Genomic DNA, 15,195 nt, shown 5'->3' with positions numbered 1-15,195 from the left:
ACCCGGACAAGCATAAAATCGTTACTCGGCTTTCGCTTCGCCGTTTTTCACTTCGCCCATGGCTTTCAGCTTTTTAGAGATATCGCGGCGTTCTTTAGAGATCTCGGCGTTTTTGATGATGTAGTCATCAACACGATCTTCATAATCGCTTTTCATGCTGGCAATGATGCCCTGAATCGCTTCCACGCTCATACCAGGCTTGATGTAGTCGCTCAGGTTGTCCAACAGCAGAACGCGTTTCTGGTTGTCACGGATCTTTTTCTCAACGTCCTGGATTTCACGTTGCAGTTTGTTTTTACGACGGAACAGACGAACAAATTCCAGCACGTCCTGGAAAGAAGGCTTGGTAGTTTCCATTTTTACACCCCTGATAATGTGAGATTCGGATTCGTTAAAACAACGGCTAAAGTGGGTCAACATTACTTTCATGCCCGCCATACTTCAAGTTGCATCTGCATCGACAATGCATGGTTGAAACCTGAGTTATCGAGGGTAAAACCATTGCAGTTACCAATGGTTTTAGCCTTTTTCAGTATCATACCTCTAATCTTTGCTGAATCGAAGCAGCAGTAGAACCAATCCCCTCATCTGCTCTTTATTTGCGCAGTGCGCGACAGATTAAATGTGAAAGTAACTCCAGTTGTCGAGCCATCTCCATGTTCAACCAAACGTAGCCGTGAATGGGCGTTTCTGCGACATTATCGCCTTTATGCTCAGCAATAAGCTGACGCAGCTCTGCCACGGTGTCATTGAGCTTTTCCGTATTGGCAAGCACCGGCTGCGGATTACCTTCATACAAGGCGTGGGTTATTGTCAGTAGTGCCTGCTGGGTCCTGAGCTGAGTTTCACGCAGCGTATGCGCATTCAACATGACAAAGTGGCTGGTACGGCTGGCCCACAGCGCATTAATTTGCAGCTCGAGCATGCAGACCAGATTGCGATTCACCGTCTGAATAGCCTCAAAGATCGACTTTTGAATGCGGGTTTCCTTGCTGGCAGGAGCGATGAGCCCACGCATTTTGACAACGTCGCTCAACAGTTGTTGTAAATGCTTCTCCAGCCGCGGTTGCTCGAGCAGATTGGGGGATAGCGCGGCCTGATACACCCGATTGTACCCCGTGACGCAATGCGCCAGTTGGATACGCCAGTGTATAAATGCTCGCTGCGGCCAGATGCCGGTAAACAGCATCGCCAGTAACGACCCCAGAATAACATCACCACCGCGCCATAACGCGGTATTCATATCTCCGGCAGGCGCACCCACGACCACGGCAAGCGTTATGCCAATCAGCAGCGCCTGATACGGCCTTTTACCCAGCGCCAACCAGCCGCAGAGAAACATCGCTACCGCGCACCATATCAGCATTAACGGCAGCGAGAAGAGTTCCAGACGCAGGGCAACCAGTCCCAGGACCGAGCCCAGGATCGTGCCACCTATACGTTCAAAGGCCCTGGGAACAACGTTACCCCAAAAAGATATTGGCCCCATAATCACCACCAGCGTGATCAGAGGCCATGTACCTTCGGGAATGTTTAACAGGCGTACCAACAGAAAAGTAAGGAGAAACGCCAGCGCAATGCGAATACCATGCACCACACGATAATGACGATACAAACGAATTTCAAAAGGACTCAGCGATTTGTCTGCACGCACTCATGCACTCCGTCAGGGAATAGCAAAGAAGCGAATTGTACCTGTTTTTAGCGTGAAAAGATCATCCTGATTTACACCCCAAACAGTTACTTCGTCTGCACTGGCACGTACATTTCAATGTCCCAGTAACCGTCCTCCATGCCATTGTTCATATAAACTTCAAAGCAGGGTTTAGCGGCTATCGCATAAGTCGTATCCTGCAACAGGCGCTCGAAGAACTGATACCAAGGCGTCGCAAAATCGTGATTCTCAACGCGCGCAACGGCGACAGCATAGTCGCCACCCGCCAGTTCGGTGAGGATCACCCCTTCGCTGTTTTCCGGAATTTCAAAACCTTCAGGCACAGAAACCACGGTATCACAGCGCAGTTTTTCCGCAGGAACAACATCAGGGTTGTCGTAATAAACAGCAATCCATTCCAACGGCACAATCTGTTTACCGTCGACCCACTTCATTAATTGCTCAAACCCCTGCTTCACCGTTTGTTCCCACGGTCCAACCATATGGAAACCGGCAATCATGCGTTTTTCGACCAGCTTTATCTCGTACTCCATACAACCTCCACTGTTACACTGTATTTATATACAGTGTAATTTCTGGCTATGTCGGCCACAAGGAAATAGTGATTATTATGTGAGCAGATTCGCACTCTTGCCAGTCAGACGCATCAGGAAAAACTACGCCTTGTGGTGGAAATAATCGCTCAGGCGCGAGAAAACGCCGCCTTCGCCGACGGATTCCAGCGTAACCAGAGGCCAATGCGCCACCAGCTTATCCCGATCGTAGAGTTCAATTTCCCCCACACGTTGATGTGCAGCGATGGGAGCAACCAGCTCTTTCTTATCAAGGACATATTTTGCTTTGATGTTAGGGACTTCTGCTTTAGGCAGGGCCATCCAGAAATCCTGCTCGGTTCCGAGGCTGATTTTTTCTTTATCGCCATACCAGATCCGTTCAGTGCCAACCTGCTTACCGCTACGCAAAACCTGTACTGTATCGAAGTTGTGTTGCCCCCATTGCAGCAGTTTACGCGCCTGATCTTCGCGCCCCTTCGCACTCTCCGCGCCCATCACCACCGCAATCAGGCGGCGCTGACCATCGACGGCGGAAGCAATCAGGTTAAATCCGGCACCGGACGTATGCCCTGTCTTCAGGCCATCTACGTTCATGGTTTTATCCCACAACAAACCGTTACGGTTTTGCTGTGTGATGCCGTTCCAGGTAAGGCTTTTCTCACTGTACATATGGTAGAAATCCGGTTCTCCGTGGATGATAGCGCGGGACAGCACGGCCAGGTCGTACGCCGAGCTATGCTGACCCGGCGCATCCAGACCATGTACCGTTTCAAAATGGGTGTCCTGCAGGTTCAGTTTTTGCGCATAGTTGTTCATCATCGCGACAAACTGCGGCTGCCCTCCGGCGATGTAATCCGCCAGTGCCACGCAGGCATCATTACCGGAATCAACAATTAACCCACGGCTGAGGTCACGTACCGAAACGCGATCCCCTTCTTTCAGGAACATCAAGGATGAACCGACAAATACCGGATTATCTTTTGCCCATGCATCGCGCCCGACGGTCACAATATCTGTCGGACTAATACGCTTGCTGTCAATTGCGCGATCGACAACATAGCCAGTCATCAGTTTCGTCAGGCTGGCAGGATTGCGCTGCTGGTGTTCATTACCGGCTGTCAGGATTTGGCCCGTGGTGTAATCCATTAACACCCATGCCCCGGCAGTAATCGCAGGAGGTTGTGGGGCGAAGCTCACGGCATCGCTCGCCCAGGCGGGCGAAAAACTCATCGTTAATAGTGAAGCGGCAATAAACAAACGGCGTTTCAACAGCATGTCCTCAGGAAAGGGAGAAATAGCCGTTCTTTTTACGGAAGTTCTGTCGAACAAACATGGATAAATTGCAAGAAAATGTGACATAAGGCACATTTTCTTGCTATCAGGAAAGGGTTTCAGAGACAAATCTCGCCGGAACTACCCTTTACGCGGCGCGGTCTCTGCGTGATGACTGCGATGGCGGTGATAACCATCGATCATACTGCGAAAAATTTGCCCTGGCGTGTCACCCAGCGTGCACAGGTAAATATGCGCGCAGATGAACAGTAAGCCCACAATCGCTAACGCCATATGCAGCACCAGCATCACCGGCCCCGCCCCTACCACCTGCGGGTAGAGACATACCAACCCGGTGATGATCAGTAGTGGAACCAGTGCGTACATGATGGCCAGGTAGGCCAGCTGTTGCAGCGGGTTAAATTTGTCCTCTGCTGTTGCGGCAAACGGGTGCGGCTCACCTTTCATAATGCCATACAGATAAAAGCGTGTTTGCAGCAGGCAGCGTGATATCAACCCGCTAAATTTCACGCGATAATGGCAGCCGTTGCCGCTGGTTGCGTTTATTAACACAAAGCCAATCCAGAAGGCCAGCAATGCGAAGCCACACCAGGTATGTACCTGCACCATTAAGGCCACCGGTCCGACAGAAAAGTGGCCAAACAGGCCGCTCAGCAGAAGCAGGATAAAGAGCAGCGCATTACCCCAGTGCCAGCGGCGGACCGCCAGCGAATAGAGGTAGTCCCGATGCTCTTCCCCGGTTGCCGTTTTGGGCGCCAGCATCCGACGTAACAGCGCGTGCGTTACCAGGCCCGCAATCATCAGCACAATAATAACGCCTGCATAAATGAGCCACAGCGGCCAGTAGTCCGGCGCATAGTGAAGCTCTGCTCCCCAGATAGAATTCATACATTACCCTCCTGATGGATCTCTTTACGCCGATAGACACTTACCGGGCCGCTACGCGTATCCTGCTGGCGATAAACCTCTTTTTGATTAATCCAGTGCTGAATTTCCGGGTCATCGCGACGACCAAATTTCAGCGCATCCGTCGGACAAACGGAAACGCAGGCTGGCGATTGTCCGACCTCCAGGCGAGTATCGGCGCAGAAGTTACATTTGTCGGCAATCCCCGTTTGTGGGTTGAGGTAGCGGACATGGAACGGGCAAGCGGCGACGCAGTAGTCACAACCAATACAGCGAGACTTATCCACTTGCACAATGCCATTTTCGTCACGAAATGAAGCGCCAGTAGGACAGACGCTGACGCACGGCGCATCTTCACAATGCTGACAGGAAACGCGAACAAACTGGAAGTGGGACAGCACTTCGGGTTCATGTTCGGGTGAACGGATCTGCACTTGTAGGCGACTAAATCCCTCCGGCACGTCATTCAGTACCTTGCAGGCAACCGTACACGCCTGACAGCCAATACAGCGTTTCTCGTCATGCAGCATGACATAAGGGTTTGTTGATTGATTCATGATGTTCTCCTTTCTCATGCCCGACGAAGCGTGACGCCAGCGGTGTGCACCACCGTACCGGAAACCGGACTGGTAACATGCGGAAGCAAATTACCGCAGTGAATACCGTGCGTCGTCGCCGCGGTTTTAGCTCCCGCCTTGGCGCCAAATCCCATATAAACGAACAGCGTATCGGGTCGTATTCCGGCAGTAACCAGCGCTTTGCCTTTTTCCTTACCGGTCGCATTTTCCAGCCAAATCTCATCGCCGTTTTTGATGCCTTTTTCACGGGCCGTTTGCGGGTGGATCCACACCGCGTTATCCCACATCAGCTCACTCAGCAGTGGTACATATTGCGTCGCGCCGTTGGTATGCACCGCAACTTTTCCCTGAATAAAATAGAGTTCATTGTCGCCTTTGAGGGCAAAATTGCGGGCGCGCGGAATACCGTAGCCAGGCAAAAGTGCTTCCAGCTCTTCAGAGTAGAGTTCAATTTTTCCAGACGGGGATTTAAAGCGCAGTTGCTCGCCATAGGTACCGTCGCCGTCAACCGCCACTGCGCTCGGATAACGCGCAACAAACTGACGCACTACTTCAGGTTCCCGTAGCAGCAGCGGAATCCCCCACTCCCGATATCCTTTCTGACGCAGTTCAGCGGAAAGTGCATGATCGCCATTAAGCTGGTACAACTGCCGCGTCTGCATATCCTGCCAGGGGTAGAACTGCCCAAGGCCTAACTGCACGGCCAGCTCTTTCCAGATTTGCCAGCTCGGACGCGCATCCCCAATTGGCTCTACAACCTGCTGGCGCAGGGCATAGGCCGGATTCAGGCCCGACATGTCAGAGACTTCTTCATCACGTTCAAGGTAGGTGCATTCGGGTAACAGATAATCGGCATATGCCGCGCTTTCGCTTAAATAGACATCGCAACTGACCACCAGATCGAGTTGTTCGACGGTTTTGACCAGATCAGGCCGACAGGTCACGGTTTGGAAAGGATTGTGGCGGGACATAATCCATCCCTTCACCGGATACGGCGTCTGGTTTAACACGGCATCGATGATGCTTTGCACCACGCCGCCGCCCGCCGCGATGTATTTGAATTGTGGGGCAATCAAATCGATGCGCTGCGCCATTGGCTTGGGCAATTTGGCATCAGGTTTTGCCAGCACCGGAGCGACCTTCTCTCCGGCCAGCTTATTGTAGGTTGCCGCGGCTTTTTTCTGGTACAAGCCCCCTCCACGCTCAATATTTCCCAGCAGCGCATTGAGGGTGAAAATCATACGCCGCATATCAATTTCTTCTTGCGAAAACGTCGCGCGATGGCCAGGGCTGACGATAGCATGAGGCGCACAGGCGGCCATTTCGCGGGTGACCCGAACAATAACATCAGCAGGCACGTCAGCTTGATTTTGCGCCCATTCCGGCGTGGTCTCTTGTACCGCTTCGGCCAGTTGGTCAAACCCTGTGGTGTAGCGCGCTACGAAGTCCGCGTCATACAGATGTTCATTAATCATGACGTGACACATGGCCATTAACACCGGCAAGTCGCCGCCCGGCTTGAGCGCATGCCATTCATCCGCCTTGCTGGAGAAGACTGACAAACGGGGATCGAAGCTGACCATTTTTGCGCCCTTTTCCTGCGCGGTCATCAGTTCATGCGTTTCGGCAACCTCAATACCTTCATAGAGATTGTGGCCAAAAGAGACCATATAACGGGTATTGGCGATATCCATAGCCAAATCGCCGCCCATCATCACTTTGGCGGCAATCGATTTTCCGGCAGGGCATGTCGACGCATGCGTAAAGGTGTTTGGCGATCCAAACGCCGTTGCCAGCTGAAATAAATGACCCGAAAGCGAACCGGATTTGGAAGAGAATACGACCCCCTGAGGACCATGCTGCGCTTTTATTGCCGTCATTTTTTCGGCAATTTCTTTGTAAGCCTGTTCCCAACTAATAACCTGCCATTCTCCGCTGCCGCGAGGCCCTATGCGTTTCATGGGTTTAACAATACGGTGCGGGTCGTTGACCAGGCTAACACCACTGCCTCCGCGTGCGCAGACACGCGTGCCCTGTTGAGTCGCATTAGGGTTCCCCTGAATAAAAACCGTCTTGTTATTAATTACCTGTGCCTGTATTGGGCAACGATAAGAACACATTTCGCACAAGCTTGGCGTCAGGGATGTTTTCCCCTTAATGCTCTCTGGAGAATTTCGCGCCAGTGCGCCAGGCGGAAAACTGCCTATCGCGCAGGCCGAGCAACCGATACCCACTCCTCGCAAAAAATTACGCCGACTAATGCTCATATAACCTCCTGTTATTAGATATATCCAATTATTATATGGTGTTTAAATTATTAATTTTTAACCTCACTCACATTTCATTAGAATATAGAGCAGCTAACCGCCAAAATAAAAACCCATTGTTTATAAAAGAATTTTAAAATTTCCAGAACACAACAAATCAGCACCAAATAACAATAATGGTTCTCATTTATATTATTTATCAGCTCATAGATTTCAGACAATTTATTCCAGTAATTTCCCTTAACAGTGCAAAATTTATTAATCAATTCTATTAAAGCCTGTTCATCTCAATTTTATTGCGTACATCATTCAGCATTGATAATCGCTTTGCTGATTACCTCGCTATTTTTTGGTATTCTTGGACGAGCGCTAAATTGATCCCGGACATAACTGAACAATGAATGACGGCAAGCAGCAACCTGGTTTTCTCTTTCACGATTACGGGAATAACTCTTCAATTAATTGATTTCAATTGGATTTTACGCCATTGAATTCAAAGTATGTACTAAAAACTGTACTCAAAACTCTGTACTTTTAATTTGACTGGCTGCCACCTCCTGCATAATACTGTATACAATTACAGTAAGTGGGAGATTCAGTTATGTTTGTTGAACTGATATACGACAAGAGAAATGTTGAAGGTTTAACTGGCGCCAGAGAGATCATCCTGGCTGAGCTGACAAAGCGAGTGCACCAGATTTTCCCTGATGCCGAAGTGAAGGTGAAGCCGATGCAGGCAAACGGCTTGAATAGCGATGCCAGTAAAAGCGATCGGGAAAAGCTGAACCGCATGCTGGAGGATATGTTTGAAGAGGCCGATATGTGGCTGGTGTCTGAGTTCCCGACAGTTCGCCAGGTTGGGCTGTAAAGTTGTGCAGGTTGCCAGCATCGATCTTTACCGGCGGCCTGCATCATGTCTACCTCCTGCCTGCAGGAAATTTTCGGTATAGTGTTGACACTCCTACATCGTAAATTATTGCCACGCGCTGACGCGTTTCCCCCGCAGCAATTAATCTGCCTGCCTGCGCCCACTGTTCATCCGTTAGTTTTGGCCTACGGCCACCAATGCGACCTTCCGCGCGCGCAGCTTCTAAACCTGCACGGGTGCGTTCGACAATAAGCTCCCTTTCCATTTCGGCCAGTGCGCCCATTACATGAAAGAAGAATCGCCCCATAGGCGTACTCGTATCGATGCTATCCGTCAGGCTCCGGAAGTTAACCCCTTTCTCCCGCAGTTCCTCCACTAACACAACAAGATGTCGCATGCTGCGACCGAGCCGATCCAGTTTCCATACCACCAGCGTATCGCCTTCGGATAGCGTCCGGAGCACCTTTTTTAATCCTGGTCTCTCGGACACCTTACCGCTGATCTTGTCTTCGAAAATCAGCTCACATCCTGCACACTCCAGCGCGTTTCGCTGGAGTGCAGTGTTCTGGTCATTTGTTGACACCCTCACGTAGCCAATAAGCATGAGTTTCCTTTATCCAAAAGGCCGGAATCATGCCACCTGAGCGATAAATGATCATTATTAAAAACGTTGGTTTGAGAGAAACGATAAATAAATCCTCCGGAGCTATGCAGAAATCGGCTAATGGTTCTGATATTCCTGATGTATCAGCCTTCCGAAATGCGCTCCAGTTAGGGACCGCTGCAACACGAGATGTTGGAGCAGATAATGCATCGAAGTTACTGGATTTAGACAGCTTCAGGTCAATGATGTCAGGTAATGGCTACATCTACATTCCATGCATTGCGACGACAGGAAACCCAGTAAAACTTATGTTGCAGTGGGGAACGGTGGCTACACAAAAGGGAGCTGATGCTGGATATGCCTTACCATTTGCTTTTCCCTATGCAGGCTTATTTGCGACCGGAAACCGTGGAACATCTGGCTACAATGCCGCGATGAATGTGCGTATTGCGAGCAGAACGCACATCAGCGTTCAGAACTGGGCGCCATCCGGTGAGGGTACGGAAGATTGTTGTTTTATCGCGCTGGGGTATTAAGAATGAATAAATTTTATAAAGGATCTTTCTATCCGGAAGCTCTGAAAGAGGTATATATCAGCGCTGGCTCATGGCCTGAAAACGGCGTTGATGTTGATGATGAAACAATGACAATTTTCACGTCTGCAGCGCCGAAAGGAAAAACTCTTGGTGTTGATAAGAAGGGCAATCCTGCATGGATTGATATTCCGCCACTCTCAGCAGAACAACAGATTGTCCAGGCTGAACAGAAAAGAACAACATTGCGTTCAATTGCTGATAAGGAAATAACCTGGCTGCAGGATGCTTATGATGCGGAGATCGCGACGGCAGAAGAAACCGCCGCGTTGTCTGAATGGAAAAAATACCGGGTACTTTTAATGCGCGTTGATACAGCGAAACCCGTCTGGCCTACCCCTCCGGGGGAACAGGCCAGTTAATGTCTGGTGCGGTGCTGGTATCTATTGCTGTCACCGCATCGATATAGTCAATCCAGGCGTTAAGGCTTGCGGATTCAGCATCCGTAAGTTTGCGCCCCATCAGTAGCTTTGTCTGCCAGACAGTAATTGTCGTTTGAGCAACGGCTAAACAGTGGTTTTTCTCCGCTTCAGCTGTTGCTATGAGCTGCTCTTGGGTTGGTGCTGGCGGATCAACTAGAGTTGGTGCGCCATTTTCATCCGGGACGATACACTTCCCCTGCGCTTGACCAGCAAATAAATACTCATATTTTTCATTTGAAACTTCCAGAGCATCATCAGGCCAACCGCTTGGTGAATGTTCAAATTGCTCTCTATTAGATTCGGCGTAGAAACCGCCTGTTGTAGCGCTGTAGTAATAGGTTTCGGTCATAATTAGTATCCAAATGCGATGAATTTACCAGTTCGCGGTGAAGCGTCTCCGTTTCCTTTTGAAATTGTTACTGATGTTGGTGTCATGCCCAAAGTCCCGATTTGATCACTAGCGCTAATATCAGGAATAGGGACAGCAATAAGGCATTTATGCGTAAATGCCTGAACAAAAGCAACCTGCGTGCTCGTCCCTGCTTCTGCAGGGAGTGACCACGTGCCTATGCGGACTTGCAACATATCTTTTACGTTGAACCAAAGTCCCACTCCATCAGACGAAAACGTCGCGCCGGGGTTAGCATCGCTGTAAACGCGATTACTTCCATCATACAGCGAGCCGGCCGTGGTTCTTATGCTACCACCGGTAATATTAACGTTGTCGGCATTCTGTTTTGCCAAACCTCCTAAACCAAGGTATGTGAGAATGTCAGCAATAGTATTTTTCCCGATAATGTCACGTCCAACAGAAGTTAAATCAGTCTGCGCTGCTGTATCATTTCCAGTGAAATACGGGAGTTTATTTGCACCGGTTGCGAGCCCAGCCAATGCCGTCAGCGTGGCATCAAGTGCCTGGAAATCCTTCCCAAAAGCGGTCCCCATTTTGGAGATAAACCCGTTCAGGTCACCATCATCAAGCACGTCCAGCCCACTTTTGTTGGCTGTGTACTGTGCAAGCGCTGCCGCAATAAAGCTGGCCTGTCGAATGGCTTTGTTTACCTGCGCTGATTTTGCTGGCCCGCTAATAAAGCCGGACAAAAGCGCCGGTAGTGCTTCCCAGTCAGTCTGAGACATCACGTTAGCATTCGCTGCTGTCGCGAATGGTTTAAAGTTATTTGTTGCCATTACAGTAATTTCCCCCATGCGCCATCATCAAATCCAGCGATATATTCGTTATCCATATCAAACCCAAAGAATTTAGAACCCTCGGATGGTGCTTCTACCGAAGGCGTTTCAACATCACCGGCCCATACGCCAGCAGCTTTAACGGTGAGATAGCCCTGTTTGATAGCAGCTATCAGTTCGAGTGACACATCAGAAATATCAGTCTCGGGGAATACCCAGACCGATATCGTCATGTCCTGGTTGTCGACAATTTGCATCTTCAGGCCTGAGCCTGCAGTCGCAGCGTCAAGGATGGGAGGCAGAGAATCGTTCCGGCCGTCCCAGTTGTTGATAGCGATTTTCGCTTTCAGAATGATGCGGTACGTCTCATCACTCAGCGTCGTATAGCCAGAATCAGGATCATATGGCCCCTGCCAGATGCCCTGATCATATCCAAGACCGTCAGTGTCCCAGCTGAAATAAACGCCGCTAATTGGCTGGCTGACGATTCGACTGCGCCCAATCCACAGACCGAGGATATCGAGCTGGACGCCGACAGCGGTATCAATATCGAAAGCGCTCACCAGTCCCCTGGTGGCCGCAGTGATATCAATCAGTGGCCGTGTACTCAGATCAACGTGATCAAAGAATCTGGGCTTAGTGCCGTGATAGTTGGTGATTAAGTCTGTGTACTTGCTCATGACGTCACCGTTAGAACAATGTTTTCAGGCTTACAGGATGCTGACTCGTTATATGCAATGTTGATATTTTCCGCCGCTACAGTTCCGGCTGATTTGCCAATTAGCAGCTCCTGAATATCGTAATAACGAGCACTACCACCACTGACCACGCCCAGGTTAGCCGGGGAGTAAATGCGGCTCAGCAGAACAGAATCACCGATCGTCAGCCCGTTGATGTAATCCGCGACGGCCTGCTGAATCTGTACGCCAATTTGCGACGTGTAGCCCGTAAAGGCTTTCAGTGTGATATGCCCGAAAATCGGGACATCAGTCGAGCGCGAAAAACTGATCACGTGTGGATTGCCGTAAGTGTCCGGTACCGTGACAGAGGTCGTCCCGTAAGTCGCAGTTCCCTGCCCCTTATTCCCCCGGATTGTCTGGGCAATTTCTGTCACATCGCCACCGTCAACAATCGCGGAAATAGAGTGCGGGGGCAGCCCGTTACTATCAGTTGCACCAGTATCGTTCTCGTAGAGCTTGTGACGTGTCACACCAGCGACGTTGGCGATCGCGCCGTCGACGCCTTCAAACGGTGTGATGGACGGCAGCGCGACGCTCTGCCCCTGCCTGATGCGCAGCTCTGCGTCGGTTTCTGCCGGTGCGCCTACAGTGGCCGCTGTTGGGTTTGTTACCGATGTCCAGCCACGGGTCGGCGTGTTGATGGTGGTGATGGTCCCGGTCAGCGCGGCAACCGCTCCACTGTTTGAACAGGTTGCAGTTACCGTCACTGTGCCACCAACACCAATCGTCATCGAGCCAGGAAGACGCCAGATCACATTATTAGTGTCCTTCACAGTGCCATTAGTGATGGTTGTCCCTGCGGTACCGGTCAGCACCAGATCCACAGTAGAGTTCGTCGCCCCTTTACGCGCGATACCATTAATTTTCACGTTACTGGTCAGCGCTGCGCCGTACCCGGTAGCAGGTGAAAAGCAGTTATAGACGGAAATGGCCGTGTTATTGGCATCGTGAATAGCCAGCGCCACCAGCGCCACCATCTGACCGTCTTTGCTGTCCGGCTCCAGATAAGCGTCACTGCCATAAATCTGCTGGAAATAGCTCGTCAGGGTATCGAGTATCGTCTGGTAATCAGGCGCACTGATCCCCTCAGCGGTTACCGTTGCCGATAAGCCAAGTGTGTCCAAATTGAGGGCCATTTATGCCTCGCTGGTTACTGTCGTTGTTCCGTAGAGAGTGTCGATTTCAGCGAAGAACTGGACGCGGCGCGTCGTCGTGTTCACTGTCGTATTGAAAGAGAGAATGGATTTAACGCCCCGCGTTTCGAGGATGCGCTTACGGATCGCCAAGTTGTAGGTTTCGGGTTTCTGTTTACCGAGCACAGACTGAATCCACGGCGTTCCCTCTGTGGTATCGAGAAACCACTGCCCATACCATAATTCGAACCGCGTTTTCACAGCCTGCGCCACGGCTTCAGGCGAGTTAATCAGCCAGGTGTCATCGCCACTGCCAAAGGTGTAATCACCATCGGCATCTTCGCGTCGGTATCGCATCAGTTCACCTCATCCGTATCATCGTTGCCGTGCTGTACACCACCGTGAGTGTGTTTATCGTCGATAGATTTACCGTTTGCTTTGACGGTACCGATAAACTCGACCGCGCCAGTAATTTTGGATGCAACGCCTGAGACAACAGAACCCACCATGCCGCCCAACCAGGACAGGAGCCCGTGAATAGTGACTTTCTCCGAGAAGTCAGCCAGCGGGGTAACCACCTCCACGCCCCCCGGCGCCACAATTTTAATTTTCTGCGTATCCGGATTAAGGTCGATATACGTACTTCCATCAACACTTCGAAGCTGCGCCGACGTGGTGCTGACATTCTTAATTTTGTTGGGCTGAGATATTTGGCCCACAGAGCAGGTGGCATCGGACAGGTCATGTATGCGGTCGTCGACAGGTTCCTGAACTCCGCCGTTTTGCCAGAAGAAATCAATACAGCGGTCCTGAAACTTAAGTTCGCACTCATCGCCGGCTTTTACCGGCAGCGTTAAAGTGACACCACCAGCTGTAGGGAAAACCACAGGAACATCCACCAGCAACGGATAAGGTCTGGTAACTCGGCTCCCGTCGTTATCAATTTCAACGTAACGGATAGCAGGCTGCACAACCGCCGTCACCGCGTCAGGGTCGAAAGACTGAATAATGCCAGGCAAGGCGACGCGGATCTGGTTCTTTGTGGTTTCCCGCTCGGATTTGAATGTTTCGGCAAGGTCGCCGCTTCGGGTCTGGTCAGATACTGCCATTTGGTAGTCTCCAGAAAGCAAAAAACCCGCCGAGAGGCGGGTTCAATAAATTGTTTAGCGAATCTAACTTGCAGACTTTCTGGTATCAATCATACCAGCGATGAGAGTCTGCAAATCTTCAGCATCTTTGATAGTGCTGCATGCGTCTATTCGGTTAACTTTCTTATCAAGATTGTAATCAGCTATAACTCTACGATGGTGAGCAGTTTTGAGCTTAAGCCCAACTTTTTTTGCCGCGTTTCTATCAAGACGATGACTAGTAGCAGCTTGTTCGCCGCATAAGTATTCAGAGAGTCTCGCATGCACTCCCCCTTGGAGCTTTTGTCCATGCTCATCTTGCGTTGGGATATAGCCATCTGTGAGCAATAACGCTGAATGATACATTGTATAATAAGCTCTACTTATAGCGTTACGAGTCCACTGCTCACCGTTATTCTCAATAGAGCATCTCGCCATATCCAGAAAACAATTGATAGCTACTGGCATATCAATTTACCGCCTCGAAATAAGCTACGCTGCATCCAGTTTCAAGGCCTCTGTCGATCATCACATCAACGACCTTATCATTAAGGTACGACAGATACTCAGCATCATCTGTCTCAATGCCTATAGAGAAAGAAACATAACCTTCACCATCGGTAAGAAGATTGGAATTCTTAGCGCGAAGAGATTCGCTCTCCACTATATACATAAGAACGTCAGCCACTTTTTTTAAGCCGTCAGTCATTGAGTCACCTAAGTTACTCAAAATCTTTGCTGTTTGTAGTGGCAATACGTTTGTCTCTTTATCTAATTGACCAAATTTCTCAAGCTTTGCAATAGCCATATCGAGCATCTCCCCATCAGCCCAGAAGGCTGCAAAGTGTAAAGCATGGTCTGCCATGCAGGGGAAGTCGTAATCAAGAACACGAACAAGCAGTTCTCGCTGTTTAGAGTAAAGACCAGTATTGCTTAGTGCGCTGGAATAGTTAACCCAAGTTACAGGATCTGTCGGGTATATAGCTAATGACTTCTCAATAGCCTCAATACCACGCTCAACTTTCCCATCAAGCAATAGGATAAGCCCTTCAATTGCTAAAGATTGATACCTCACCGGCAAAGCACGCGCTTCTCTCAACAACTTCTGCTTCTCGATGTCCAGAAACAAGATTCTACCCGCTTCTAAGGATGGACCAAGCTTAGCTATGACTTCTCCAGTTTTGGGCTGCGCTACTGGCATAAGGTGCTTTTACTCTTTTTAGTCATTTTGTAGTCGACGTAGTTTA

The 15,195-nt window shown here is 50.0% G+C and carries 19 protein-coding genes; 3 read left to right on the top strand and 16 right to left on the bottom strand.

Annotated features, from left to right (window positions below; translation table 11 throughout):
• Nucleotides 1-21: 21 nt before the first annotated feature.
• The 7 genes from HVZ39_RS09885 to phsA form a co-directional block, all read right to left on the bottom strand.
• Nucleotides 22-357, bottom strand: coding sequence for a DUF496 family protein (locus HVZ39_RS09885; protein ID WP_003834176.1), 336 nt, complete (start codon nt 355-357; stop codon nt 22-24).
• Nucleotides 358-595: 238 nt separating this feature from the next.
• Entirely contained in the window at nt 596-1,654 is a 1,059-nt protein-coding gene (locus tag HVZ39_RS09880; protein ID WP_016156885.1) for an FUSC family protein, read from the bottom strand.
• An 86-nt stretch (nt 1,655-1,740) separates the two neighbouring features.
• Nucleotides 1,741-2,208: a DNA gyrase inhibitor SbmC gene (gene sbmC / locus HVZ39_RS09875; RefSeq protein WP_016153545.1), complete on the bottom strand. Its 468-nt coding sequence runs from the start codon at nt 2,206-2,208 to the stop codon at nt 1,741-1,743.
• A gap of 123 nt (nt 2,209-2,331) precedes the next feature.
• Nucleotides 2,332-3,504 carry a serine-type D-Ala-D-Ala carboxypeptidase DacD gene (dacD, locus tag HVZ39_RS09870; protein WP_032931656.1) on the bottom strand — a complete coding sequence of 391 codons (1,173 nt, stop codon included), beginning with the start codon at nt 3,502-3,504 and terminating at the stop codon, nt 2,332-2,334.
• Between the two features lie 138 nt (nt 3,505-3,642).
• Entirely contained in the window at nt 3,643-4,410 is a 768-nt protein-coding gene (phsC, locus tag HVZ39_RS09865) for a thiosulfate reductase cytochrome B subunit (protein ID WP_181633550.1), read from the bottom strand.
• A complete protein-coding gene (phsB, locus tag HVZ39_RS09860; RefSeq protein ID WP_016153548.1) occupies nt 4,407-4,985 on the bottom strand; it encodes a thiosulfate reductase electron transport protein PhsB in 579 nt (192 codons plus the stop codon). The genes phsC and phsB overlap by 4 nt, the downstream gene beginning before the upstream one ends.
• Before the next feature lie 14 nt (nt 4,986-4,999).
• Nucleotides 5,000-7,273, bottom strand: a complete 2,274-nt coding sequence (gene phsA / locus HVZ39_RS09855; RefSeq protein ID WP_181633549.1) for a thiosulfate reductase PhsA — start codon at nt 7,271-7,273, stop codon at nt 5,000-5,002.
• A gap of 601 nt (nt 7,274-7,874) precedes the next feature.
• Here phsA and HVZ39_RS09850 point away from each other — a divergent pair.
• Nucleotides 7,875-8,141 carry a DinI family protein gene (locus HVZ39_RS09850; protein WP_109017589.1) on the top strand — a complete coding sequence of 89 codons (267 nt, stop codon included), beginning with the start codon at nt 7,875-7,877 and terminating at the stop codon, nt 8,139-8,141.
• 49 nt (nt 8,142-8,190) lie between these two features.
• Here HVZ39_RS09850 and HVZ39_RS09845 read toward each other — a convergent pair whose 3' ends face one another.
• Entirely contained in the window at nt 8,191-8,745 is a 555-nt protein-coding gene (locus HVZ39_RS09845) for a recombinase family protein (RefSeq protein ID WP_181633548.1), read from the bottom strand.
• A 47-nt stretch (nt 8,746-8,792) separates the two neighbouring features.
• On the opposite strand from HVZ39_RS09845, the gene HVZ39_RS09840 reads away from it, so the two are divergent.
• Both HVZ39_RS09840 and HVZ39_RS09835 read left to right on the top strand, forming a co-directional pair.
• Nucleotides 8,793-9,281 (top strand): hypothetical protein, encoded by a 489-nt coding sequence (locus HVZ39_RS09840; RefSeq protein ID WP_181633547.1) that lies wholly within the window; start codon nt 8,793-8,795, stop codon nt 9,279-9,281.
• A 2-nt stretch (nt 9,282-9,283) separates the two neighbouring features.
• Nucleotides 9,284-9,700, top strand: a complete 417-nt coding sequence (locus tag HVZ39_RS09835; protein ID WP_181633546.1) for a tail fiber assembly protein — start codon at nt 9,284-9,286, stop codon at nt 9,698-9,700.
• Here HVZ39_RS09835 and HVZ39_RS09830 read toward each other — a convergent pair.
• From HVZ39_RS09830 to HVZ39_RS09795, 8 genes are all read right to left on the bottom strand, one after another.
• Nucleotides 9,672-10,109, bottom strand: coding sequence for a tail fiber assembly protein (locus tag HVZ39_RS09830; protein WP_181633545.1), 438 nt, complete (start codon nt 10,107-10,109; stop codon nt 9,672-9,674). The genes HVZ39_RS09835 and HVZ39_RS09830 overlap by 29 nt on opposite strands.
• A 2-nt stretch (nt 10,110-10,111) precedes the next feature.
• A complete protein-coding gene (locus HVZ39_RS26600; RefSeq protein WP_249419329.1) occupies nt 10,112-10,948 on the bottom strand; it encodes a phage tail protein in 837 nt (278 codons plus the stop codon).
• Entirely contained in the window at nt 10,948-11,628 is a 681-nt protein-coding gene (locus tag HVZ39_RS09820; protein WP_181633544.1) for a DUF2612 domain-containing protein, read from the bottom strand. The genes HVZ39_RS26600 and HVZ39_RS09820 overlap by 1 nt, the downstream gene beginning before the upstream one ends.
• A complete protein-coding gene (locus HVZ39_RS09815) occupies nt 11,625-12,824 on the bottom strand; it encodes a baseplate J/gp47 family protein (protein ID WP_181633543.1) in 1,200 nt (399 codons plus the stop codon). The genes HVZ39_RS09820 and HVZ39_RS09815 overlap by 4 nt, the downstream gene beginning before the upstream one ends.
• Entirely contained in the window at nt 12,825-13,178 is a 354-nt protein-coding gene (locus HVZ39_RS09810) for a hypothetical protein (protein ID WP_003826334.1), read from the bottom strand.
• Nucleotides 13,178-13,930 carry a Gp138 family membrane-puncturing spike protein gene (locus HVZ39_RS09805; protein WP_181633542.1) on the bottom strand — a complete coding sequence of 251 codons (753 nt, stop codon included), beginning with the start codon at nt 13,928-13,930 and terminating at the stop codon, nt 13,178-13,180. The genes HVZ39_RS09810 and HVZ39_RS09805 overlap by 1 nt, the downstream gene beginning before the upstream one ends.
• A 63-nt stretch (nt 13,931-13,993) precedes the next feature.
• Complete coding sequence (locus tag HVZ39_RS09800; RefSeq protein ID WP_181633541.1) at nt 13,994-14,416, bottom strand: hypothetical protein; 423 nt, start codon at nt 14,414-14,416, stop codon at nt 13,994-13,996.
• A 1-nt stretch (nt 14,417) separates the two neighbouring features.
• Nucleotides 14,418-15,149, bottom strand: a complete 732-nt coding sequence (locus HVZ39_RS09795) for a hypothetical protein (RefSeq protein WP_181633540.1) — start codon at nt 15,147-15,149, stop codon at nt 14,418-14,420.
• Nucleotides 15,150-15,195: the final 46 nt, after the last annotated feature.

The organism is Citrobacter sp. RHB35-C21 (assembly GCF_013816515.1).
In the GTDB taxonomy this organism is placed as follows: domain Bacteria; phylum Pseudomonadota; class Gammaproteobacteria; order Enterobacterales; family Enterobacteriaceae; genus Citrobacter; species Citrobacter braakii.
The sequence above is the reverse complement of the archived record's forward strand: the minus strand, read 5'-3'. Positions and strand labels throughout refer to the sequence as shown.